This is a genomic window from Bradyrhizobium sp. AT1 (assembly GCF_001590795.1).
Lineage (GTDB): Bacteria > Pseudomonadota > Alphaproteobacteria > Rhizobiales > Xanthobacteraceae > Bradyrhizobium.
This window is the reverse complement of the sequence record NZ_JXDL01000001.1, coordinates 5868750-5889786: the sequence shown is the minus strand read 5'-3', so window position 1 is coordinate 5889786 and position 21037 is coordinate 5868750. Positions and strand designations below refer to the sequence as shown.

Annotated in this window: 13 protein-coding genes; 3 read left to right on the top strand and 10 right to left on the bottom strand. The window is 64.0% G+C overall.

Features of this window, described 5'->3' with window-relative positions:
• Positions 1-132: 132 nt before the first annotated feature.
• From SE92_RS27305 to SE92_RS27270, 8 genes are all read right to left on the bottom strand, one after another.
• A complete protein-coding gene (locus tag SE92_RS27305) occupies positions 133-402 on the bottom strand; it encodes a GlsB/YeaQ/YmgE family stress response membrane protein (protein ID WP_018321362.1) in 270 nt (89 codons plus the stop codon).
• 221 nt (positions 403-623) lie between these two features.
• Positions 624-1598, bottom strand: a complete 975-nt coding sequence (locus SE92_RS27300) for an ABC transporter ATP-binding protein (RefSeq protein WP_063200425.1) — start codon at positions 1596-1598, stop codon at positions 624-626.
• Complete coding sequence (locus SE92_RS27295) at positions 1595-3010, bottom strand: Asp-tRNA(Asn)/Glu-tRNA(Gln) amidotransferase GatCAB subunit A (RefSeq protein WP_063200422.1); 1416 nt, start codon at positions 3008-3010, stop codon at positions 1595-1597. The genes SE92_RS27300 and SE92_RS27295 overlap by 4 nt, the downstream gene beginning before the upstream one ends.
• Positions 3007-3204 carry a hypothetical protein gene (locus SE92_RS27290; protein WP_063200419.1) on the bottom strand — a complete coding sequence of 66 codons (198 nt, stop codon included), beginning with the start codon at positions 3202-3204 and terminating at the stop codon, positions 3007-3009. Before SE92_RS27290 ends, SE92_RS27295 begins: the two co-directional genes overlap by 4 nt.
• Complete coding sequence (locus SE92_RS27285) at positions 3201-4262, bottom strand: ABC transporter ATP-binding protein (RefSeq protein WP_063200416.1); 1062 nt, start codon at positions 4260-4262, stop codon at positions 3201-3203. Before SE92_RS27285 ends, SE92_RS27290 begins: the two co-directional genes overlap by 4 nt.
• A gap of 2 nt (positions 4263-4264) precedes the next feature.
• The gene (locus SE92_RS27280; RefSeq protein ID WP_063200413.1) at positions 4265-5167 is read right to left on the bottom strand and encodes an ABC transporter permease; all 903 of its coding nucleotides are present in this window, start codon (positions 5165-5167) and stop codon (positions 4265-4267) included.
• Between the two features lie 4 nt (positions 5168-5171).
• Positions 5172-6125: an ABC transporter permease gene (locus SE92_RS27275; protein WP_063200410.1), complete on the bottom strand. Its 954-nt coding sequence runs from the start codon at positions 6123-6125 to the stop codon at positions 5172-5174.
• A gap of 190 nt (positions 6126-6315) precedes the next feature.
• Positions 6316-7974 (bottom strand): ABC transporter substrate-binding protein, encoded by a 1659-nt coding sequence (locus tag SE92_RS27270; RefSeq protein ID WP_063200406.1) that lies wholly within the window; start codon positions 7972-7974, stop codon positions 6316-6318.
• Between the two features lie 198 nt (positions 7975-8172).
• Here SE92_RS27270 and SE92_RS27265 point away from each other — a divergent pair, with 198 nt between their 5' ends.
• A complete protein-coding gene (locus SE92_RS27265; protein WP_063200403.1) occupies positions 8173-9768 on the top strand; it encodes an ABC transporter substrate-binding protein in 1596 nt (531 codons plus the stop codon).
• A 308-nt stretch (positions 9769-10076) separates the two neighbouring features.
• On the opposite strand, the gene SE92_RS27260 is transcribed toward SE92_RS27265, so the two are convergent.
• Together SE92_RS27260 and SE92_RS27255 are read right to left on the bottom strand one after the other, a co-directional pair.
• Positions 10077-12308, bottom strand: coding sequence for a CHASE2 domain-containing protein (locus tag SE92_RS27260; protein ID WP_063200400.1), 2232 nt, complete (start codon positions 12306-12308; stop codon positions 10077-10079).
• 74 nt (positions 12309-12382) lie between these two features.
• Positions 12383-18484 (bottom strand): VCBS domain-containing protein, encoded by a 6102-nt coding sequence (locus tag SE92_RS27255; RefSeq protein WP_063921230.1) that lies wholly within the window; start codon positions 18482-18484, stop codon positions 12383-12385.
• Between the two features lie 620 nt (positions 18485-19104).
• Between SE92_RS27255 and SE92_RS27250 the strand changes: the two genes are divergently transcribed.
• Together SE92_RS27250 and SE92_RS27245 are read left to right on the top strand one after the other, a co-directional pair.
• Positions 19105-19836 carry a transglutaminase-like cysteine peptidase gene (locus tag SE92_RS27250; RefSeq protein WP_063200393.1) on the top strand — a complete coding sequence of 244 codons (732 nt, stop codon included), beginning with the start codon at positions 19105-19107 and terminating at the stop codon, positions 19834-19836.
• A gap of 87 nt (positions 19837-19923) precedes the next feature.
• A complete protein-coding gene (locus tag SE92_RS27245) occupies positions 19924-21036 on the top strand; it encodes a lysozyme inhibitor LprI family protein (RefSeq protein ID WP_063200390.1) in 1113 nt (370 codons plus the stop codon).
• The last annotated feature ends 1 nt before the right edge of the window (position 21037 follow it).

The following is a 21037-nucleotide window of genomic DNA, read 5'->3' as shown; positions in this document are numbered from 1 at the left end:
ACCAGCCACATCTACCCTTGATGGCCTCGCGCGCAAGTCCGGAATTTCACAGGCTTGCGGCTTTTTCTTGCGGGTTTTCAGGCTCTTCCCGGAAAAGCGAGAGCCCGAAAGTTCCGATCCGCCGGGCGCGGGCTAGAACCGGCCGCCGCCGCGCACCAGCCGCACCACCAGCAGCAGGATGACCGCGCCGATGGCGGAATAAACGATCTCTGACACCAGGCCCGTGCCGAGACGAATGCCGAGTTTCGGAAACAGGAAGCTCGCCACCAGCGCGCCGGCGATGCCGACCACGATGTCGCCGATGATGCCGAACCCGGTCCCGCGCACGACCTTGCCGGCGAGCCAGCCGGCCACCAGGCCGACGAACAGGATGACAAGCAGGCCTTCGTTGGAAATGTACATAAGTGAGGTCCCTCTCCTTGAATGTCCGGCATGGAACGGGAACCGGGATGAATGGGGTGTGAATGCCGGGCGCGGATAAAAACGCGAAAACAACCCCATGCACAGTAGAACGGCTTGGTCGGAGTGCGGGCCGTGAACTGCGACAACCCGGTGTTGTCGCAGAGGAATTTTGGAGAAGCGCGCGCTGCACTTCGCAAGAGCGCGTGAGCGAGCGCGCCGGCCTATGTCGCCGGCGCTGGCTCCGCCAGCACGCACCTTGCCGCCCGGCCCGGTCCGACCTCGACATTCGCAGGCAATTGCTCCAGGCAGCGCGGCTCGGCGAGCTTGCAGCGGGGGGCGAAGGAGCAGTTGTGCGGCTTCTCAGACAGCGAGGGCGGCGTGCCGGGGATGGTCTCCAGGCGCTGCCCCCGGCTGGCACCGTGGATGGTCGAGGCAAGCAGGCCCTTGGCGTAGGGATGCACCGGCGTGCGGACGATATCGCGAAGTGTCCCCTGCTCCACGATCTGGCCGGCATACATCACCGCAACGCGGTCGCAGATCTCGATCGCGACACCAATGTCGTGGGTGACGAAGATGACGGACATGCCGAACTCGCGCTGCAGCTCGCGCAGCAGCAAGAGGATCTGGATCTGCACGGTGGCATCGAGCGCAGTGGTCGGCTCGTCCGCCAGCAGGATCTTCGGCCGGCAGGCCAGCGCTAGCGCGATCATCGCACGCTGGCGCATGCCGCCGGACATCTCGTGCGGATAAGCATCGAGCCGCCGCTTGGCGGAGGGAATGCGCACGACCTCGAGCATTTCGAGCGCGCGCGCCCTGCCCTCCGCATGGCTTTTGCCCTCGTGACGCACCACGCTTTCGGCGATCTGTGCGCCGATGGTGTAGACCGGATCGAGCGCGAGCGCGGGCTCCTGGAAGATCATCGAGACGGTCTGACCGCGGAACGACGACAATTGATCGTCGTTCATGGCGAGCACGTCCTGCCCCATCACGTTGACCTTGCCCGAAATCTGCGTGCGCTTCTTCGGCAACAGCCGCATCAACGCACGCAAGGTCACGCTCTTGCCCGAGCCGGATTCGCCGAGCAGGCCCAGCACCTCGCCGTCACCCAGCGAGAGACTGAGGTCGTTCACGGCGTAGACCGTGCGCTCTCCGGTGAAGCGGATGTTGAGGCCTGAGATCTCGACGAGCTTGGTCATGACGGCAGTTTCGGGAATCGATCGTGATAATCGGTGACGCGCTGGAAGGCGGCACCGATGGTGAGAAGGGTGGCTTCATCGAAGGAGCGGCCGATCAGCTGCATGCCGACTGGGAGACCGCTCTTGGTGAAGCCGGACGGTATGGTGAGCGACGGCAGGCCGAGGAAGTTCACGGGGCGGGTGAACAACGTCAACCGCTGCACCATGGCCGGTGCGCTCGGACCGCCGCCAACATCACTCTCCTCGATGGTCGGCGCCGGCACCGGCGAGGCCGGTGCGATCACCGCGTCGACATCCGCCGTTGCGGTGTTGTGCGCAGCGAGTGCTGGCCCGCGCCAACGCATCGCCTCCAGATAGGTGATGGCGGGAACGGCGAGGCCGTTCTGCAGCCGCATCAAGACTTGCGGGCCATAGTCCTGCGGACGCTCGATCATCCAGCGCTTGTGGAAGGCGGCAGCCTCGGCGGCGAGCACGAGCTGACTTGCCGAGGACAATTGCCGCTGATCCGGCAGCTCGACCTTGACGATGTCGGCGCCCTCGCGCTTGAGCACCGCGATGGTCTCGTCGAGCACCCGCGCGACCTCGCTGTCGAGATCGTCGACATAGAACGAAGTGGGCACGCCAATCTTGAGGCCCTTCAACGAGCCTTTGGTGGCGGCGACGTAGTCCGACAGCGGCTCATGGCTACAGGTGGAATCGGCGGCGTCCGCGCCAGCCATCAGCGCCAGCAGCAGCGCGCAATCCTCGGCGGTGCGGGCGAGCGGGCCAACGGTGTCGAGCGATTGCGACAGCGGCATTGCGCCGGCACGGCTGACGCGACCGACAGTGGTCTTCAGACCCGTGACGCCGCAGAAATGCGCGGGCATGCGGATCGAGCCGCCGGTGTCCGAGCCAAGCGCCGCATAAGTCAGCCGCGCCGCGACCGCCGAGCCGGAGCCGGAAGACGAGCCGCCGGTGATGTGGGCGACGTTCCAGGGATTGCGGACCGGACCATAGTGATGATTGTGACCGGTTGGGCCGTAGGCGAACTCGGCCAGATGCAGCGTGCCGAGCCGGACCTGGCCGGCATCCTTCAGCCGCTGCAAGGCGGTGGACGTGACGGTCGGCACGAAGTCGCGGCGGATCAACGAGCCGCAGGTCGAAACCTTGCCAGCGTCGTAATACATATCCTTGTGCGCGAGCGGCACGCCGTGCAGGGGACCTCGGACATTGCCCTTGGCCAGCGCTGCATCGGCAGCTTCGGCCGCCATCAGCGCGGACTCGGCCTCAATCGACATGAAGGCGTTGAGATGTGGCTGCCACTGCGCGATGCGATGCAGCAGCGCGCGCGTCACCTCATGCGAGGACACCTGCTTCATCGCGATCGCGCGCGCGACCTCGGTGAGCGTCATGAATGCAGGTTCAAGGCTCATTTCGACACCTTCGTGACTTGCGCGATCGGATAGAGCGCGGGCTCCAGGTCGAACGGCAGCGTGCCGGCGATGGCTGCAAAGCCTTCGAACGCAGGTCCGATGGAATTGGAGATGCGGGTCGCGATCTCGTCATCAACGGGCACGCCCGCAATTTGCGCGATCGGCTTGATCTCTTTCGGTGTCGGTCTCGTCATGAATGTGTCTCCCTGGGCGCGCGGCTATGGCCAGAACCCGGAATGGCCATGTAGCACGCGGCCTCGTGGCCCATATTATCGAGCGCAGTGAGCTTTGGTGTCGCATTTGCGCAGAGCGGCTCCGCAAACGGGCAACGGGTGTGGAAGCGGCAGCCCGAGGGCGGATCAATCGGATTGGGCGGATCGCCCGTGATCGGCGGCGTCTCGGTGCGCCTGTCAGGGTCGGAGGACGGCATCGCGGCAAGAAGAGCGCGCGTGTAGGGATGCGCAGGACGATCCCAGACCTGGTCGACCGGACCGAGCTCGACGACCTCGCCGAGATACATCACCAGCACGCGGTCGGAGATGTAGCGGACGACATTGAGGTCGTGGCTGATGAAGAGATAAGTCAGGCCGAATTCGCGCTTGAGATCGGCGAGCAGGTTGAGCACCTGCGCCTCGACGGATTTGTCCAGCGCGGACACCGCCTCGTCCAGGATCACCAGCCTTGGCGACAATGCCAGTGCCCGTGCGATGTTGACACGCTGGCGCTGGCCGCCGGATATCTCGTGCGGATAGCGGCTCGCGAAATTTTCCGGACGAAGGCCGACCTTGCCGAGCAGCTCGCGCGCGAGCGCCCGCGCCGCGCCGTCGGCCATGCCGTGGACCTTGGGGCCAAAGGCAATGGATTCCTCGATGGTGAGGCGCGGATTGAGCGAGGCGTAGGAATCCTGGAACACCATCTGCATGCCGCGGCGCAGCTCGCGCAAGCTCAGCGATTGACCCACGGTCATGCCGTCATAGATGATGTCGCCGGTATCGCGTGGCATCAGGTGCATCAGAAGCCGCGCAGTGGTCGACTTGCCGCAACCGGATTCACCGACGATGCCGACGGTTTCGCCCTTGGCGACGGAGAAGGAGACATTGTCGACGGCGCGCACGGTGCGCTTGGCGGCGAACAGCCCGCCGCGTACCGGAAAATGCTTGGTCAGGCCGTTGACCTGCAGCAGCGGCTGCGCAACGCCGCCGACGTCCTCGACGGGCTCCAGCATGGTGACGGATGTGGCGCTCTGGCTCATGGCTAGTTCCTGATGTCCATGGCGCTGCGCAGGCCGTCCGAGAGCAGGTTGAAGCAGATCGAGACGGCGAAGATCATCGCGCCCGGCAATGCCGCGACCCAGGGATTGACGTAGATCGCGGTGCGCAAAGTGTTGAGCATCAGGCCCCATTCCGGCTCCGGCGGCTTGGTGCCGAGGCCGAGGAAGGACAGACCGGCCGCCAGGATCATCGAAACCGAGATCAGGCTCGTGGCGTAGACGAAGATCGACCCCAGCACATTGCCGAGGATATGCACGCGCATGATGGTGAAGGGCCCGGCGCCCGAGGCGCGCGCGGCCTCGACGAAATCCATGTTGCGCACACCCGTGGTGACGCTTTCGGCGACGCGGGTGATCTGCGGCACGAACACGACCGTGAGCGATACGATGGAGTTGAGAATGCCGGCCCCGAGCGCGCCGGAGATCGCGATCGCCAGCAGCACGGACGGGAACGCGTAGAACACGTCGACCGTGCGCATGATCGCGGTGTTGAGCTTGCCGCCGACATAACCGGCAACGAGGCCAAGCGAGGTGCCGATGCAGAAGGCGAGGATCACGGGCAGGATGCCGATGACCAGCGACAGCCGGCCGCCGTAGACGAGACGCGCGAGCATGTCGCGGCCGAGCTCGTCGGTGCCGAGCGGGTAGCCCGTGGTGCCGATGTGGCGCAGGCGACGGATCATCGAGCCCTTGTAGGGATCTTCGAGTCCCAGCCACGGCGCAAGGATTGCGGAGAGAAAGATCAAGAGCAGCACCAGCGCGCAGACCATGCTGACCTTGTCACGGGTGATGCGGCGGCCGACGGTCGCCCAATAGCCGCGCGCCTTGGTGGCGGGCGCGGCCTGCAATGCGGCATCGGCGGTGGCGGACAACGGAAGCTCGCTCATCCCGTCAGCCTCGCTTAATGCGCGGGTCGATCGCGGCTTGGGCGATATCGACCAGGAGGTTGAGGAAGACGAAGAACAGCGCCAGAATCAGGATCGTGCCCTGCAGCAGCGGCAGATCGCGCTGGAAGATCGCGGAGTTGAGCAGGAAGCCCGAGCCCGGCCAGGAGAACACGGTCTCGATCAGGATCGAGCCGCCGAGCATGTAACCCAGCTGAAGGCCCATCACCGCGAGCGCCGTCGGCGCGGCGTTCTTGATGACGTGACGGAACACGCCGCGCTCGTGCAGCCCCTTGGCGCGCAAGGCCTCTACGAAATCCTGGCTGAGAATGTCGCCGGTGAGCGCGCGCACGGTGCGGGTGACGATGCCCATGGGGATCACCGAGGTCGTGATCGCCGGCAGCACCAGATATTTCAGATGCGCCCAGTCCCAGGCCCAGGAGTTGGAGCCGTTCGGCCCGGCGCCGACCGCGGGCAGCCAGTTCAGCTGCACCGAGAAGATGATGACGAGCACCATGCCGAGCCAATAATGCGGCACCGAGACGCCGGCGATGGCGAAGGAGGTCGCGACCTTGTCGATCCAGGTCTCGCGGAAATAGCCGGCGATCAGGCCGAGCAGGATGCCCATGGTGAAGCCGATGATGGCGGCGGCAATCGCCAGCGTGACGGTGTTGCCGACCGCGCGCATGACCTCGGCCAGCACGGGGCGACCGGTCGCGATGGAATTGCCGAGATCGCCATGAAGGGCGCGGAGCAGCCACAGCCCGAACTGCACCGGCAGCGGGCGGTCGAAGCCATAGGCGGCGCGCAACTGCGCCGCCAGCTCCTGCGAGGCGTCGGCGGGCAGCACGGCAACGAGCGGATCGCCCGGCGTGATGTGCACGAGCAGGAAACACACCAGCGCGACGCTGATGACGATCGGGACGACGTAGACGATGCGTCTGGCGATATAGGCGAGCACTGGTCTTCTTTCTTCCTTCTCCCCTTGTGGGAGAAGGTGGCGCGAAGCGCCGGATGAGGGGTATCTGTCCGCGGATATAGTTTCGAAATAAGAGAGAATCTCTCCGCGGAGAGAGACCCCTCACCCGGCTTCGCTCTGCGAAGCCACCCTCTCCCGCAAGGGGAGAGGGTGCATCGAGCAAGCCGCTGGATTACTGCGCGATCGACACCGGCGAGAAGTCGATGAACCAGCTCTTCGGCTGCACCACGCCCGTCACCTTCGGGCTCATGGCGCGCGGGCCGACGTCGTGGGCGACGTAGAGGAAGGCTGCGTCGTCGACCGAGGCCGCATGCAGCTCGGCGAGCGCGGCGTCACGCGCGGCGGGATCGAAGGTCTGCCGCGCCTTCTTCACCAGCTCATCGAACTTGGGATTGTTGATGAAGCCCCAATTGTTGGAGACCGGCGGCGCCATGCCCGATTGCAGGAAGCGTACCAGCGCGAAGAACGGGTCCATCGCCGCATAGGTGACGTTGGTCGCATTCGAGCCGTTGGCGCTGGGGTCCTTGGCGCCGCGGCGCCAGTTGGTGAACAGCGTATTCCACTCGATGACGTCGAGCTTCACGTCGAAATAGCAATCCGCCAGCGCCTGCTGGAGATATTCGTTCATCGCCAAGGGCTGCATCTGGCCCGAGCCTGAGGCAGACGTCTGCGTCTTCACCGTCAGCTTCTTGTTGGGGCCGAAGCCGGCCTCCTGCATCAATTTCTGCGCAGCCGCCTTGTCGTATTTGATCTCGAAAGTCGGCTTGCCGCGCCAGGGATGGCCGGGCTCGAAAGTGCCGGTCGCGGGCACCATCAGGCCGGCGAGCAGGCCATCCTTGAGGCCTTCGCGATCGATGCAGAGGTTCGCCGCCTTGCGCACGCGGATGTCGTTCCAGGGCGAACCCTCGACGCGCGAGAACTGCCAGGGCCAGACATGCGGCTGCTCGTTGGAATAGAGCTTGAAGCCGCGCTGCTTGAGCTCGGGCAGCGCGTCCGGCGCCGGAGCCTCGACCCAATCGACCTGGCCGGAAAGCAGCGCCGCGGTGCGCGCGTTCGCTTCCGGCATCGGCAAGAGCACCATCTTGTCGATCTTGGGTACGCGATCCTTGTTCCAATAATTCGCGTTCTTCACCAGCTCGAGCCGCTCGCGCGGCGTGAAACTCGCCATTTTCCACGGTCCGGTGCCCGCGGCATCCTTGGCGAACGCAGTCCAGGCGGCCTGCGATTTGGCCTTGGCGTCAGCGCCTTCCGCCTTGTCATAGAAATGCTGCCACTTCGTCGGGCTCGCCATGAAGAGATTGGTGAGGTTGATCGGCAGGAAGCTGTCGGGCTCCTTGGTGGTGAGCTCGACCGTCATGTCGTCGATCTTCCTGGCGGAGGCCAGTGTCGGCATGCGCGAGGCAGTAACGCCAACCTGGCTGGCGTCGAATTGCGGCGCATCCTGTTTCAGCACCTTCTCGACGTTCCACACCACCGCATCCGCATTGAACGGCGTGCCGTCATGGAAGGTGACGCCGGGGCGAAGCTTGAACACCCATTTGGTCTTGTCGGCATCGTCGACCTTCCACTCGGTCGCAAGGCCGGGAATCACCACGCTCGCCTTGTCGGCAGATGACAGGTCCCATCCGGTCAGCGCATCGTACATAGTGAGGCCGGTGAAGCGGTTGCCCTCAAAACCCTGATCGGGCTGGCCCAGGGTGCGCGGAATATCGGCAGCGGTCATGCCGATGCGCAGCACACTCTCCGCGCTGGCGACGCGCGGCCAGGCAGCGGCCGTCGTTAGAGCGAGCACCGCGATCAATGCCGCGCGCGTGTTCTTCTTCGTAAGCATCGCCTCAATCCTTTTCCGGCTTCGATGACTATTTTTGATGCAATCGTATGCAATGGCTATGCCAAAGAGAAACTTATTCTGCAATTTAGCCATGCGACGACAAGTCCTTGTAGGTCTCAGGTGGCTGCACGCGTCGCGCTGCCTATTCTGGCATCAAGATTGCAGGCTTACTCCCGAAATCCCTGGGAGCTTTAGGTCATGCGTCTTCGTCTATCGATCTGTCTCGCTGTGCTTGCGTTGGCATCGTCCGCAATCTCGGCGCGCGCCGAAACCGTGGTGCGCTACGGCATCTCGATGGCGGACATTCCGCTGACGACGGGGCAACCCGATCGCGGCGCCGGCGCCTATCAGTTCACGGCTTACACGATCTACGATCCGCTGGTGGCCTGGGAAATGGACGTCGCCGATCGGCCGGGCAAGCTGGTGCCGGGCCTCGCCACCGAATGGAAGGTGGATGACAACGACAAGACCAAATGGCGCTTCGCGCTGCGCAAGGGCGTCAAGTTTCACGACGGCAGCGAATTCAATGCCGATGCGGTGATCTGGAATCTGGACAAGGTGCTCAACGACAAGGCGCCGCAGTTCGACAAGCGGCAGAGCGCGCAGGTGAAGACCCGCCTGCCCTCCGTCGCCAGTTACGCCAAGATCGACGATTCCACGGTGGAGATCACCACCAAGACGGTCGACTCGTTCTTCCCCTATCAGATGCTGTGGTTCCTGGTCTCCAGCCCCGCGCAGTACGAGAAACTGGGCAAGGACTGGGACAAGTTCGCCAGCCAGCCCTCGGGCACCGGTCCGTTCAAGCTGACCAAGCTGGTGCCGCGTGAGCTGGCAGAACTCAGCAGGAATCCGGACTATTGGAACAAGAAGCGTATCCCGAAGGCCGACAAGATCGTGCTGGTGCCGATGCCGGAAGCGCTGACCCGCACCAATGCGCTGCTTGCGGGGCAAGTCGATCTGATCGAGACGCCGGCGCCGGATGCCGTGCCGCAGCTCAAAGCCGCGGGCATGAAGCTGGTCGACAACGTCACGCCGCATGTCTGGAATTATCATCTCAGCGTGCTGCCGGGCTCGCCCTGGACCGACATCCGCCTGCGCAAGGCGCTGAACCTCGCGATCGATCGCGAGGCCGTCGTGGGCTTGATGAACGGGTTGGCGAAGCCTGCAAAAGGACAGGTCGACCCGTCGAGCCCATGGTTCGGCAAGCCGAGCTTCGAGCTGAAATATGATCTCGCCGCAGCGAAGAAGCTGGTGGAAGAAGCCGGCTATTCGAAAGCAAAGCCGCTGAAGACCACCTTCATCATCGCGCAGGGCGGCACCGGCCAGATGCTGTCGCTGCCGATGAACGAATTCCTGCAGCAGAGCTTCAAGGAGATCGGCATCGACATCGACTTCAAGGTGGTCGAGCTCGAGACGCTCTACACGCATTGGCGCAAGGGCGCCGCCGACGAGATGAATGCAGGCATCACCGCCAACAACATCGCCTACGTCACCTCCGATCCGCTCTACGCCATCGTCCGCTTCTTCCATTCCGGCCAGATCGCGCCTGTCGGCGTCAACTGGGGCGGCTACAAGAACCCGAAGGTGGACGCGCTGATCGACGAGGCCAAGCAGACGTTCGACAGCACCAAGCAAGATGAGTTGCTGGCGCAGGCGCATGCGTTGATCGTTGACGATGCCGCGCTGGTCTGGGTCGTCCACGACACCAACCCGCATGCGCTGTCGCCCAAGATCAAGCAGTTCGTGCAGGCCCAGCACTGGTTCCAGGACCTGACGACGATCGGCATGGAGTGAGGGCGACGCTGCTGCCGTAGGGTGGGCAAAGCGCAAGCGTGCCCACGCCTTTTTTTGCGATCGAAAGAGTTGGTGGGCACGGCGCAAGAGCGCCTTTGCCCACCCTACGGGAGTTGTCCTTAACGCTCGCGCGTCAAATACAGCTGTCGTCCCGGGCAAGCGTCAGCGCAGACCCGGGACCCATAACCACAGGGAGGGGTTTGGCGACGACTCGGAGTTATCAGCTCGCACCGTAACTCCTCCCTGTGGTTATGGGTCCCTGCGTTCGCAGGGACGACACCTTTAGCGCAGCACCAGCTCGCGCGCCCCTACTTCGTCAGCAGCGCATAGGCCCCGTTCCATCCCTCCGGCGGCGGATTGAGCTGGAAATCCTTGATCCTTGCCTCGTAGAGCCCAAACAGCTTTTCCAGCGTGTCGGCGTCCTCGCTGCGACGGCCGCGCTCGATGGCGTCGAGAGCGCCCTGCCAATCGCGGCCGCGGTAGCAGGCGAGCATCTCGATCGTGATGTTGCGCAGGCGCTGGAAGGCGGCCGAATGCATCACATCGTCGCGGCCGGCGATGGCGTAGATCACCTCCGGCTCGCTCTTGCCCTTGACCATGATGAAATCGAGCTCGAGGATCGCGAACCTGTCCTTGGCGGCGAGCGCGGTCCGGGAGCCTACGATGATGGGAAAGCCGTATTCCTTGGTCTGCCCTTCGAGGCGCGATGCCAGGTTCACGCTGTCGCCGAGCACCGAATAGTTCTTCTTGCGGTCGGAGCCCATGTTGCCGACCACGCCAATGCCGGTGTTGAGGCCGATGCCGACATTCAGCGGGATGTAGACGTGGCCGCCTTCGGCCGCCTCCTGCTCGCGCTCCCTGTTGACCGCGTCGATCTGCTCGAGCATCCGGATCGCGGCTTCGCAGGCGTTGACCTCGTGCTGGGCGTCGTCGAGCGGCGCGTTCCAGAACGCCATGATGGCGTCGCCCATATATTTGTCGACATAGCCCTTTTCTTCGAGGATCACGTTCGTCAACGGGGTCAGGAAGCGGTTCATCAGCTCGATCAGGCCCTGCGGATCGTGCTTGTAGCTCTCCGAGATCGTGGTGAAGCCGCGCACGTCGGAGAACATGATCGTCATCTCGCGCTCCTCGCCGCCGAGCACCAGCTTTTCCGGCTGCTGCACGAGCTGCTCGACCAGCACGGGCGACATGTACTGCGCGAACTGCCCGCGGATCTGCACGCGCTGGCGCTGCTCGCGCACGAAGCTCGCGAAGATCAGCGTCAGGTAGATCCCGGTGGTCGAGAGCAGCGGATAGGTGAAGTCGATGAGGTAGCGGTACTGGGCATAGAAGAACCAGGACACGCCGACCAGGATGGCGGCGAAGGTCGCGCCCGCGAGCACGAGGCGCACGGGACCGAGATTCGGCGTGAAGATGATCACCAGCAACCCGATGACCAGCGCGGCGATCAGCTCGACGCCGAGCGCGTAATTCGGCTGCGAGATCACCGCACCGCTCAGCACGCTCTCCAGCACCTGGGCATGGATCTCGACGCCCGGCATGGCCCGCGAGACCGGCGTGGTCTTGATGTCGTTCAGGCCGACCGCGGAGGTGCCGATCAGCACGAGCTTGCCGGCGATCCTGGCCGCCGGCACGGTGTTGTCGAGCACGTCGACTGCGGAGACGTAGATCGAGGGGTCCGGGCGGGCATAATGCACCCAGAGCTGCCCGTTCTTGTCGGTCGGAATCTCCACGCCCTTGAGCCGCACGGCGCGCACCCCGGTCTTGTCGGTCCGCACCAGCAGGGTCGGCGTGCCCGTGACGACACGCAGGATCTCGAGGCTGAGCGAGGGCATGATGTTGCCCTGGGCCCGCATGATCATGGGCACGCGGCGGATCAGGCCGTCGCGCTCGGGCCTGATCGTGAACAGGCCGCGACCGGCCGCGACCTTCTCGATGACGGGCACGTTGCGGAGCAGGCCGGGGAATTCGAACAGGAAGCGCTCGGCGTTCTCCTCGCCGACGGTCGCGACGCCGGTGAAGGGCAGCGATTTGTCGATCTCGGACGAGATCGCCCGCTGGCCCGTCTCGCCCAGCACTACGCGCGACCGCTTGATCGCGTCGGAGAGCACCTGATCGTTGCTCGGCAGCTCGCGCAGCTTGGTGCGGGTGGCGTCGTCGAGATAGCGCATCTGGCTCGCGACCAGATCGGGATTGAGCCGGTCGGGTTCGGAGAACACCACGTCGAACCCGATCGCCACCGCGCCGTTGCTGGTGAGGTTCTGGATCAGATCCGCGATCCGCGTGCGCGGCCATGGCCACTGGCCGAGCTTGGCAAGGCTCTTGTCGTCAATGTCGACGATGACGACCGGCCGCGCCGCCTTGTGGCGCGGGTCGATCAATTGGAACATGTCGAAGGTGCGCAGCCGCAATTCCTGGATCGGCAGCGGATCCCACAGGCGCACGGCGGCAAACAGCACCAGCAGCGCAAGGCACATCAGCCGCGCGAAGCCCAGCTTCCGCGCAAACCACCGCCGCAAGATCTTGAGACGTTTCATGCTGGCTGAATATCACGCATTGACGATCAATGGCAGCACCGATCGGAGATGCAGACGTCCGGCGCGCCCAGGCGTCAGGGATGAACGATGAAATCGTTCGCCTGGAGACTGACGCCCTTCACCAGGATAGAATTCGCCGCATCAAGCGTGATCAGGGTGTCCGCCCCCGACGCGGCCACGTGCTGGGTCATCCAGTCGGAAATGCTGGAGGTCGTCACAACGGCCGACAGGTCGATATGGTCCTGATTGTGCGTGAAATCCAGAATGATGTCGCGATTGGAATTGGCGACAAACACGAACTGATCCTGATAGCCCGTCCCGAACAGCACATCTTTGCGATCTGTGCTGGCGAGGGTCACCAGCCCCCCTTCTGCCAGATTGAAGATCAAGTTGACCGTATCGCTTGCACCGTGGCCGTCGGACACGGTGATGGCAAGCTTGTCCGTCCCAGGCGCGCTCTGGCCCGGCTCGACGTAGGTCAGATTTTGAAGGGCTGAATTGACGCTCGCCAAGATATCGAACGTCGATGCAGGGTCCACATATGCGCCCGAATCCGCCGTCGCAGTGAGCGTGAAGGTTTCGTCAGAGGCAGCGTCGATGTCGGCGACGGTGATGCCATGGACCGAGACCATGTCGCCTTCCTGCGTGACGTAGACCTGGTCAACGTCGATCACCGGAGCGACGTTCTCGTCATCCGCGCCGACCACGCCCACCGTGAGGTTTGCAATGCCGGTCGCACCGTGTGCGTCGGTGGTCTGAACCGTAAATTTATCCGTGTAGGAACCTTCCGACAGCGCGTTGATCGCCTCAGCATTGGGGACGTAGGTGTAGTTGCCATGTGAATCGACCGTCAGCGAGCCATAGTGTCCCATGATCGTCGTGACTACATGGTGATCCGCATTGAGAACTGCATAGGTCAGCGTCGCCGTCTCGCCAGTATCGGCATCATGGCCCGCCAGCGTTCCGGACAGATCGGAGAAGGTGTCGGGACCGACCGTATCCTCGATCGGGCCGATGCAAAGGTCGGCCAGCGTCGGCGCGTCGTTGCTGCCGTCGATGGTGATGGTGACGACTGCCCCCGTGCCCATGCCGTACCCGTCATGCGGAACGATCGTGTATTGCAGCGACAGCGTCTGGCCGGCAGCGAGGAAGTCGAAGGCCTCGCCGCCCGAATTGAACTGCCACGTGAACTGCGTATGGGTGGCGGTGCCGTCGAGAATGTCGCCGGAGGGGACGGTGAGATAGTTCAAGAGGTCCGTCTGCGACAGCCCGCCGACGCTACCGGTTTGCGTCACGCCGTCGAGCGTGACCTGAAGCTGGCTGACCTCTACCGTGACGTGATCGGTCGCGTCGACGTCGGAGATCGTCAGCACGCCATGCGTGGACTGGCCCTCATTGGTTTCCTTGAGATCGGCAAGGTCGATGTCGAGGCTTTGGGCGGCATTGACCGAATTGGCCACCGTGTTGCCGCTGCCGCCGAGCTGGTAGTACGCGGCTAGGTTCGTCTCGTGGCCGCTGAGCGCGGTGAAATCGATCGACTGGATCTGCGCCGGCGAGAGTGCGTCAGTCCAGACGCTGACATCGGCGATCGAGCCGAAGAAGCCTTCCGAGCCAAAGCCCGCCGCGCCCGGCTCGCTCGCGCCGCCGATCATCATGTAGGAGTGCGACGGATTCGACGGGCTCCCGTCGATCGGGTTGACCGACCAGGCCTGCGAATATTCGAGATGGCCGTCGAGATAGAGCTTGAAGGTGCCGTTGTCCCGGGTCAGCGCGATGTTGTGCCATTCCGACGCGCCGATTGCCACGCCGGTATCGGCAATCTGGGCGCCGCCCGCCAGGATCTGCAATTCCATTGTGCCGTTGGCATTGACCGTCCCGAGCAGGCCGAAGCCCGTCGTCGAGGTGTTGCCGTTGTAGAACAGGATCTGGCCGTGTCCGGCCTCGGCCCCGCCGTTCCAGTTCACCCGGCCGTCCAGCGTCACGTCATCGGTGGCGACCGTCGGCGCGGCGCCGACCGCGATGGTGTGGCCGTCGAAGCCCATGTCTTCCGAGGCGGCATAGGAAACGGCCGGCGCGTCGTTGGTGCCTGTGATCGTGACCGTCACGTCCTTGCTGACCGTGCCACCGTTCTTGTCGTCGAACGTGACGGTGTAGACCTGGGTGATGGTCTGCCCCTCCGCCAGCGACTGCAGCACCGGATCGCTGTTGTCGAGCGTGAAGTGCCAGCCCAAAGTCCCGCTGCCGTTGGATTCGGACACCGACGAATCGATCGTGAACGTGCCGATATGCGCGCTCGATCCGAAGCCCGGAAGATCCGAGCTGACGGACGAGGATACGAACGACCAGGTCGCCGTGTGGGTGTCGATCAGGTCGACATCATGAATCGCCAGCGTGCCGTCGGCCGTGAGGGTTGCGCCCTCATCCTCGGTGACCGCACCCTTGGCGGCGTCGGCATCGCTCGTGATCGTCGGCGCGTCGTTGGTGCCTGTGATCGTGACCGTCACGTCCTTGCTGACCGTGCCACCGTTCTTGTCGTCGAACGTGACGGTGTAGACCCGGGTGATGGTCTGCCCCTCCGCCAGCGACTGCAGCACCGGATCGCTGTTGTCCAGCGTGAAGTGCCAGCCCAGCGTCGCGCCATTGTCGGTATCGGTCGCGGATTCCGACACCGCATCGATCGAGAACGTGCCGATATGCGCGCCGGCTCCGAAGCCCGGCAGGCTCGAGCTGACGGACGATGATTTGAATGACCACGTCGCCGCATGGGTGTCGGTCAAGTCGACGTCCTGGATCGCCAACGTGCCATCCGCCGTGAGCGGGGCACTCTCGTCCTCGGTCACCGCGCCCATCGCCGCGGCGTCATTGCTCGTGATCGTCGGCGCGTCATTGACGCCCGTGATCGTCACGGTGACGTCTTCGGTGATGACGCCGCCGTGATGATCATCGAACGTCACGGTGTAGACCTGCGTGATGGCCTGGCCCTGCGCCAGCGACTGCAGCACGGCATTGCTGTTGTCCAGCGTGAAATGCCAGCCCAGCGTCGCGCCATTGTCGGTGTCGTCGCCGTACTCCAACACCGAAGGGTCGATGGTGAAGGTGCCGATATGCGCGCTGCCGGCATTGAAGCCCGGCAGCGCAGAGCTGATGGACGACGACTTGAACACCGCATCCGCCGCATGGGTGTCGATCAGATCGAGATCCTGGATCGCCAGCGTACCACCGATCGAGAGCGTCAGGCCCGCGTCCTCGACGACATGCCCTGTCGCCGCTGCGGCAGTGCTGGTGATGGTCGGAGCGTCATTGACACCCGTGATGGTGACGGTGACGTCCTTCGTCACCGTCGCATCGTGATTGTCGGTGAAGGTGACGGTGTAGACCTGGGTGATGGTCTGCCCGTCAGCCAGCGACTGCAGCATCGCATTGCTGTTGTCGAGCGTGAAGTGCCAGCCCAGCGTCGCACCATTGTCGGTGTCATCGCTGTGCTCCAACACCGACTGATCAATCGTGAAGGTGCCGATATTGGTCGTCCCCTCGACAAAGCCGGGCAGATGCGCGCTCGAGGACGAGGTGTTGAACCCCACATGCGCCGTATGGGTGTCGATCAGGTCGAGATCCTGAATCGCCAGCACGCCGTCGATCGACAGCGTCAGGCCGGCATCCTCGATGACTTTGCCGGTTGCCGCCGCCTCGCTGCTGGTCACGGTCGGCGCATCGTTCTTGCCGGTGATGACCACCGTCACGTCCTTCGTGACCGTCCCACCGTGATGGTCGTCCACCGTGACGGTGTAGACCTGCGTGATGGTCTGGCCTTCGGCCAGCGACTGCAGCACCGGGTCGTTGTCGTCGAGCGTGAAGGTCCAGCCCACCGATCCGCGGGAGCTGACGCCCGGGCTTTCGACCACCGAGGTAAGCGCGAACGTGCCGATATGCGAGGTGCCGTCGTTGAAGCCCGGCAGATGCGCGCTCGAAACCGTCGACTTCAGCGAAAAGCTGGCAGTGTGCGTATCCGTGAGATCAGGGTCGTTGAATGTGATGGTGCCGTTGGCCGCGAGCGTGGCCGCATGATCCTCGGTCACCGCACCGGCCGGCGTGGTATCGGCTTCGACGATCGTCGGCAGGTCGTTGGTACCCTCGACATTGACGTCCGCGCCGTTGATGGACACGGTGATCGGCGTGCTGACGACACCGCCGTGGCCGTCATCGACCTGCACGACGTAATTGAGGGTCAGCGTCTCGCCTTCGGCGAGGAAATCGAACAGATGATCGGGAACGCTGTAGGTCCAGGTGGCCGAGCCGTTGTTGCCGTTCCCGGCGCCCTGCACCACGGTCAGCGGCACCTCGACGGCGGCGATCGCGGCGCGCTGCTCCGGCGTCAGCGTTGCGGTGATGTCGTGGCCCTGCGCATCGAGATATTTGAACGGATGGGCGGACGAGAGCGCCGCGCTCACGATCGGCCGGTCCGTCAGGTCGACATCGGTGAAGGCGACCGTGCCCGTGATGGTGTCGAGCGCCTCGTTGCCGGTGCCGACCTTCTCGATGACTGTGCCGCCCGCCGTCGCGACCGTGGGCTTGTCGTTCGTGCCCGTGATCGTGATGGTGATCGGGATGAACTTGGACTCCGGGCTCACCGCGAAATTGGTGTCGACGCGAACCATGTAGGTCAGCGTCAGCGTTTCGCCGGCCGCGAGGAAGTCGAAGACCTTGTCGGGGATCGTGTAGGTCCAGACCGCCGATCCGTTGTTGGCGTTGCCGGCGTCGGGGACGACGCTGATCTGGATCTGCGTGGCCGCGATGTCCTGCTTCTGGAGCGCGGAGAGCGAGCCGGTGACGTCGTGCTGGCCGGCGTCCTTGTAGACATAGTTCGGTGCGTCGGCGAGGCTGACGCTGGCTGTCGGCCGATCGCCGAGGTTTTGGTCGAGGAACCTGATCAGGCCGGAAATCGTGTCACTATGCGTGTCGCCTGTGGTGTCCGCGCGCTCGGTCAACGCGAACGCCGTCTTCACATTGCCGCCGGCGTCGAAGCTCTGCACGATCGGCTGGCCGGGAATACGCGTGGAGGACGGCGGGGGCGTGCCGGGTCCCTCCGATCCCTGCGGATTGAGGTTGACGAAGGTCGCGATCACGACGGGGCCGGCCCCCGACTTGAACACCAGGTCCTGGCTCGTCGGCGTGAGCGTGTCGGTGAAGTTCGTGGTCAGCTTGGTGTTGGTGTTGTTGTCGGTGAACTTCAGCGTGAACACGTCCGTGATCAGCTTCTGAACGTCCGGCGACATCAGCGCATTGGAGATCGAGACGTTGCCGCCGCTGATCTGGATCATCTGGCCGGCCTGGTTGACCGTCGCGATCGGCAGCAGCGTGATCTTGTCGAACAGGATGTAGGAGCCCGTCGTGCCGTTCGGCTCGACCAGCACCTGGAAGCTTGCCTGCGGCTGTGGATCGCCGCCGCCGGCGGGAACGACGAAGTTGATCTGGGTCAGCACGGCCGTGCCGCGGATGCCCATGGTGGCGACCGGCGTGTCGATCTTCATGTCGCCGTGCTTGGCGGTCTCGCCGGCGACGAAGGTAATGGTGCCCGCGACGAGGCTCAGCAGCGAGGAATTGCTCGACCCGTTGGGGTCGTAAACCATCTCGTTCAGCACCATCCGCGCATTGGAGGACAGGCCGAACACGGTACCGTCGATGAAGGTGATGCCGAGCGTCGAATCGGCGCCGGTCGAGACCACGTCTCCTTTCTCGACGTTGTCGCCGTTGTTCAGGATGACCGAGACGCCATTGCGGATCGCGGTCGCGCTGCCCACGAGCTTGGTGACGTGGCCGATGACCTGGGCCGCTGCCGCGCCGGGCGCGGCTTGCGCAACCTGGACATAGCCCGTGAGCGCGTTGACGACGTCACCGGTGAGGTGGGCTCCGTCGGGGGAGGCGAGCGCGGCACGCTTGTCGCCCCTGAAATAATCGTGAACGACGAACTCGTTCCCCTCGTGGGACAGCACGAGATCGAGACCCGCGCGCTTGAATTCGCCGTTGAAGATCAGATTGGGGTCGGGAACAACGAACGCGCCCTCGGGCACGTGGCCATGCGCTTTCGCCGTAAAGGAATCGACATGGGCCCCGGCAGGCGAACGGGAGCCCTGGCCGTCCAAAGAAATCGCGGCGTCAAACTGGCCAGCGTAATTCAACCGGGCACCGTAAAAGGGTTAAAATTTAAGTAAGTATCGATTGCCTATGCTTGCATAGCATTAGCAAGTCCTTAGCGATACCATCTATTGCTTGTGTGATTTCGCATCACTTGGCCCCAGGAGGCCCCCTGGGTGGGGACCCGTCCAGAGGAACTGAAGTAATCTTTCAAATATTTTGAAGTTGAATTCGGCCTATTTCCACGCATTTCCAGTCATCCAAAGTAGACTTATGTATAGTCACGAAACAGATACTGGCGTCATCTTTTCTTCGTGAGGTCCCGCGGCATCCTGCGGCAAATACGGAGTTAAATCTGTGACCCAACTAACAGAACCCCATGAAATAGGGGGTCGTTAGCCATGCGACGCAGATTCGGAACGCCCACAACCTATGTCTGCAATCGGCGCCGTTTCGCGGCAGCAGGACACCTCCTAGCCGGCGAATCGTAAAATTTTACGCAATGTGGACAGGCGCGTTTCAGCCTGTTCCCCGGTTTTGGAACCCCGGCCGGACGCGTTAAGCAGAACAAAACAGCCCGTCTCGCACTATCTCCACGAAAGCAACAAAGCCCGGCGCGTCGAGGTCGAGGGGGACCTGACGAAGCCAGGGAAGGGGATGTCAGATGGAGACCGCTGCTCGCTCGCGCGCCTGGCGCGCAATTCTTGTCCTGTGCGGACTGGTCCTGCTCGGGTCGGCCGCCGAGCTTCGCGCCGGCACGCTGCTGTCGCCGGGAGCAGGCGTTCTCGTGCGCAAATCCGCCGAGCCGTTCGGCGTGTTCGCCTTCGCGATTTCGTCCGGCAGCCTGCAGCAGAAATGGTCCGCGCTGAAGAACAGGCTCGACGACGACATGGTGCAGCTTGCGCTGTGCGACGGCGACCGGGACAATTGCGCATCGCCCGCGGCCTTGAGGCTGCTCGCCATCGTCGACCAGGCCCGTGCTCGCGACGGCCGCGCCCGGCTCGGCGAGACCAATCGCGCCATCAACCTCGCCATCCACCCCGCCAATGACGGCATCGACGACGTCTGGAGCTCGCCGCTTGCGACCTTCGCCCGCGGCGCCGGCGATTGCGAAGACTACGCCATCGCCAAGCTGGCCGCCCTGCGGCTGTCAGGCGTCGCCGCCGAAGACCTCCGCATCGTCGTGGTGCGCGACGTCAGGGCCGGCGAAGAGCACGCGGTCGCCGCCGCAAAGCTCGACGGCCGCTGGTTGATGCTCGACAACCGCCGCATGGCGATGGTCGAGGACGAAGCTGCGCGGAGCTACCAGCCGCTGTTCGCGCTCTACCAGTCGGCCGTGCTGAAATATGTCGACGAGCCCGCGCGGCTCTCGATGGTCGCCGCCGAGGCACATTGATCTTCCCGTAGCCCGATCCCAGACAACCCCATTCCACCCCGCGATCCGAACCGCTAGCATGGCGCCTTCCATGCGGGGGCGACTGGAATGCGGTTCATCGTGCTGACTGTGCTTGCGCTGCTGGCGCTCGCGACGCCCGCGGCCGCCCAGTCGGACCCAGCCATCGCCGACCGGCTGCCGCTGTTCGCCAAAAACAACTGCCGGCAGATTCGCGACCCCGGCAATCAATTGTTCTGCGGTGATGCAGCGCTCGCCGCCGCCGCCGAGAAGCTGAGCGTGGCGATCGAAGGGCGCCTCGCCCGCCTGCCCGATCGGCTGCCTGCGATCGAGGAGAATGCGATCTGGATCCGCCAGCGCAACCTCGGCTGCGGCATCATCGGCCAGACCGCGATCCGCACCGACGAGTTCGACCGGGTGAAGGCCTGCCTGCTCAAGGTGACCGAGGAGCGTGCCGCGATCGTGCGCGATCCCGATTTCGACTGCCTTGCAGCGAACACCGCAGCGGGCGCACTGATCTGTGCTGACCCCTCGCTGGCGCTGGCCGAAACCGAGCTCAATGGCCAGGTGCTCGGCCTGATCGCCAAGCTGGACCCGACCGCGGCGCGCTTTGCCTTCGCCGAATATGGCAGGTGGACCCGCGAGCGCGATCGCAAATGCAATCTCGTCGGCAAGGAGAATGTGCCGCTGCAGGAACTTCAATCCGCGGAGGATTGTCTCGCCGAGCATTTGAAGCGCAGGACCGACGAGATTCGCGCGGCGAAGGGCGACCCCAAGAAGGTGTTTGGTCGGCAGGTCGCGGCCCGCATCCCCGACACCGACGCGGTCGACTTCTGCGCAGCACGCATCCATGCGGCCAATTCGTGCGGCAACTTCCTGCGCATCAACCGTGTCTACGCGCTCGACAGCCAGGTCACAGACCAGGAGGCCCAGGTCACGGGCGAGATCGAGATGGCGGTGCTGGCGCCGTTCACTGTGTGTAGCAAGGTCGCCTTCAGCTGCACCGGCACCTGCTGGGACGCGAGGACAGGGCTTCCGCAGCCGGGCGCCGGCAACAAGGAGCGCACGGCCGAAGCCTTCAACGTCACACGGCGCTTGCGGATCCAGCGCACTTTTGCATTCGTCAAAGCCGCCGACGGCTGGCGCTGCCGTGAGGATGAGCTGGCGCCGGTGAATTCGGGGACGGCCGGCGGGGGATCGTGAA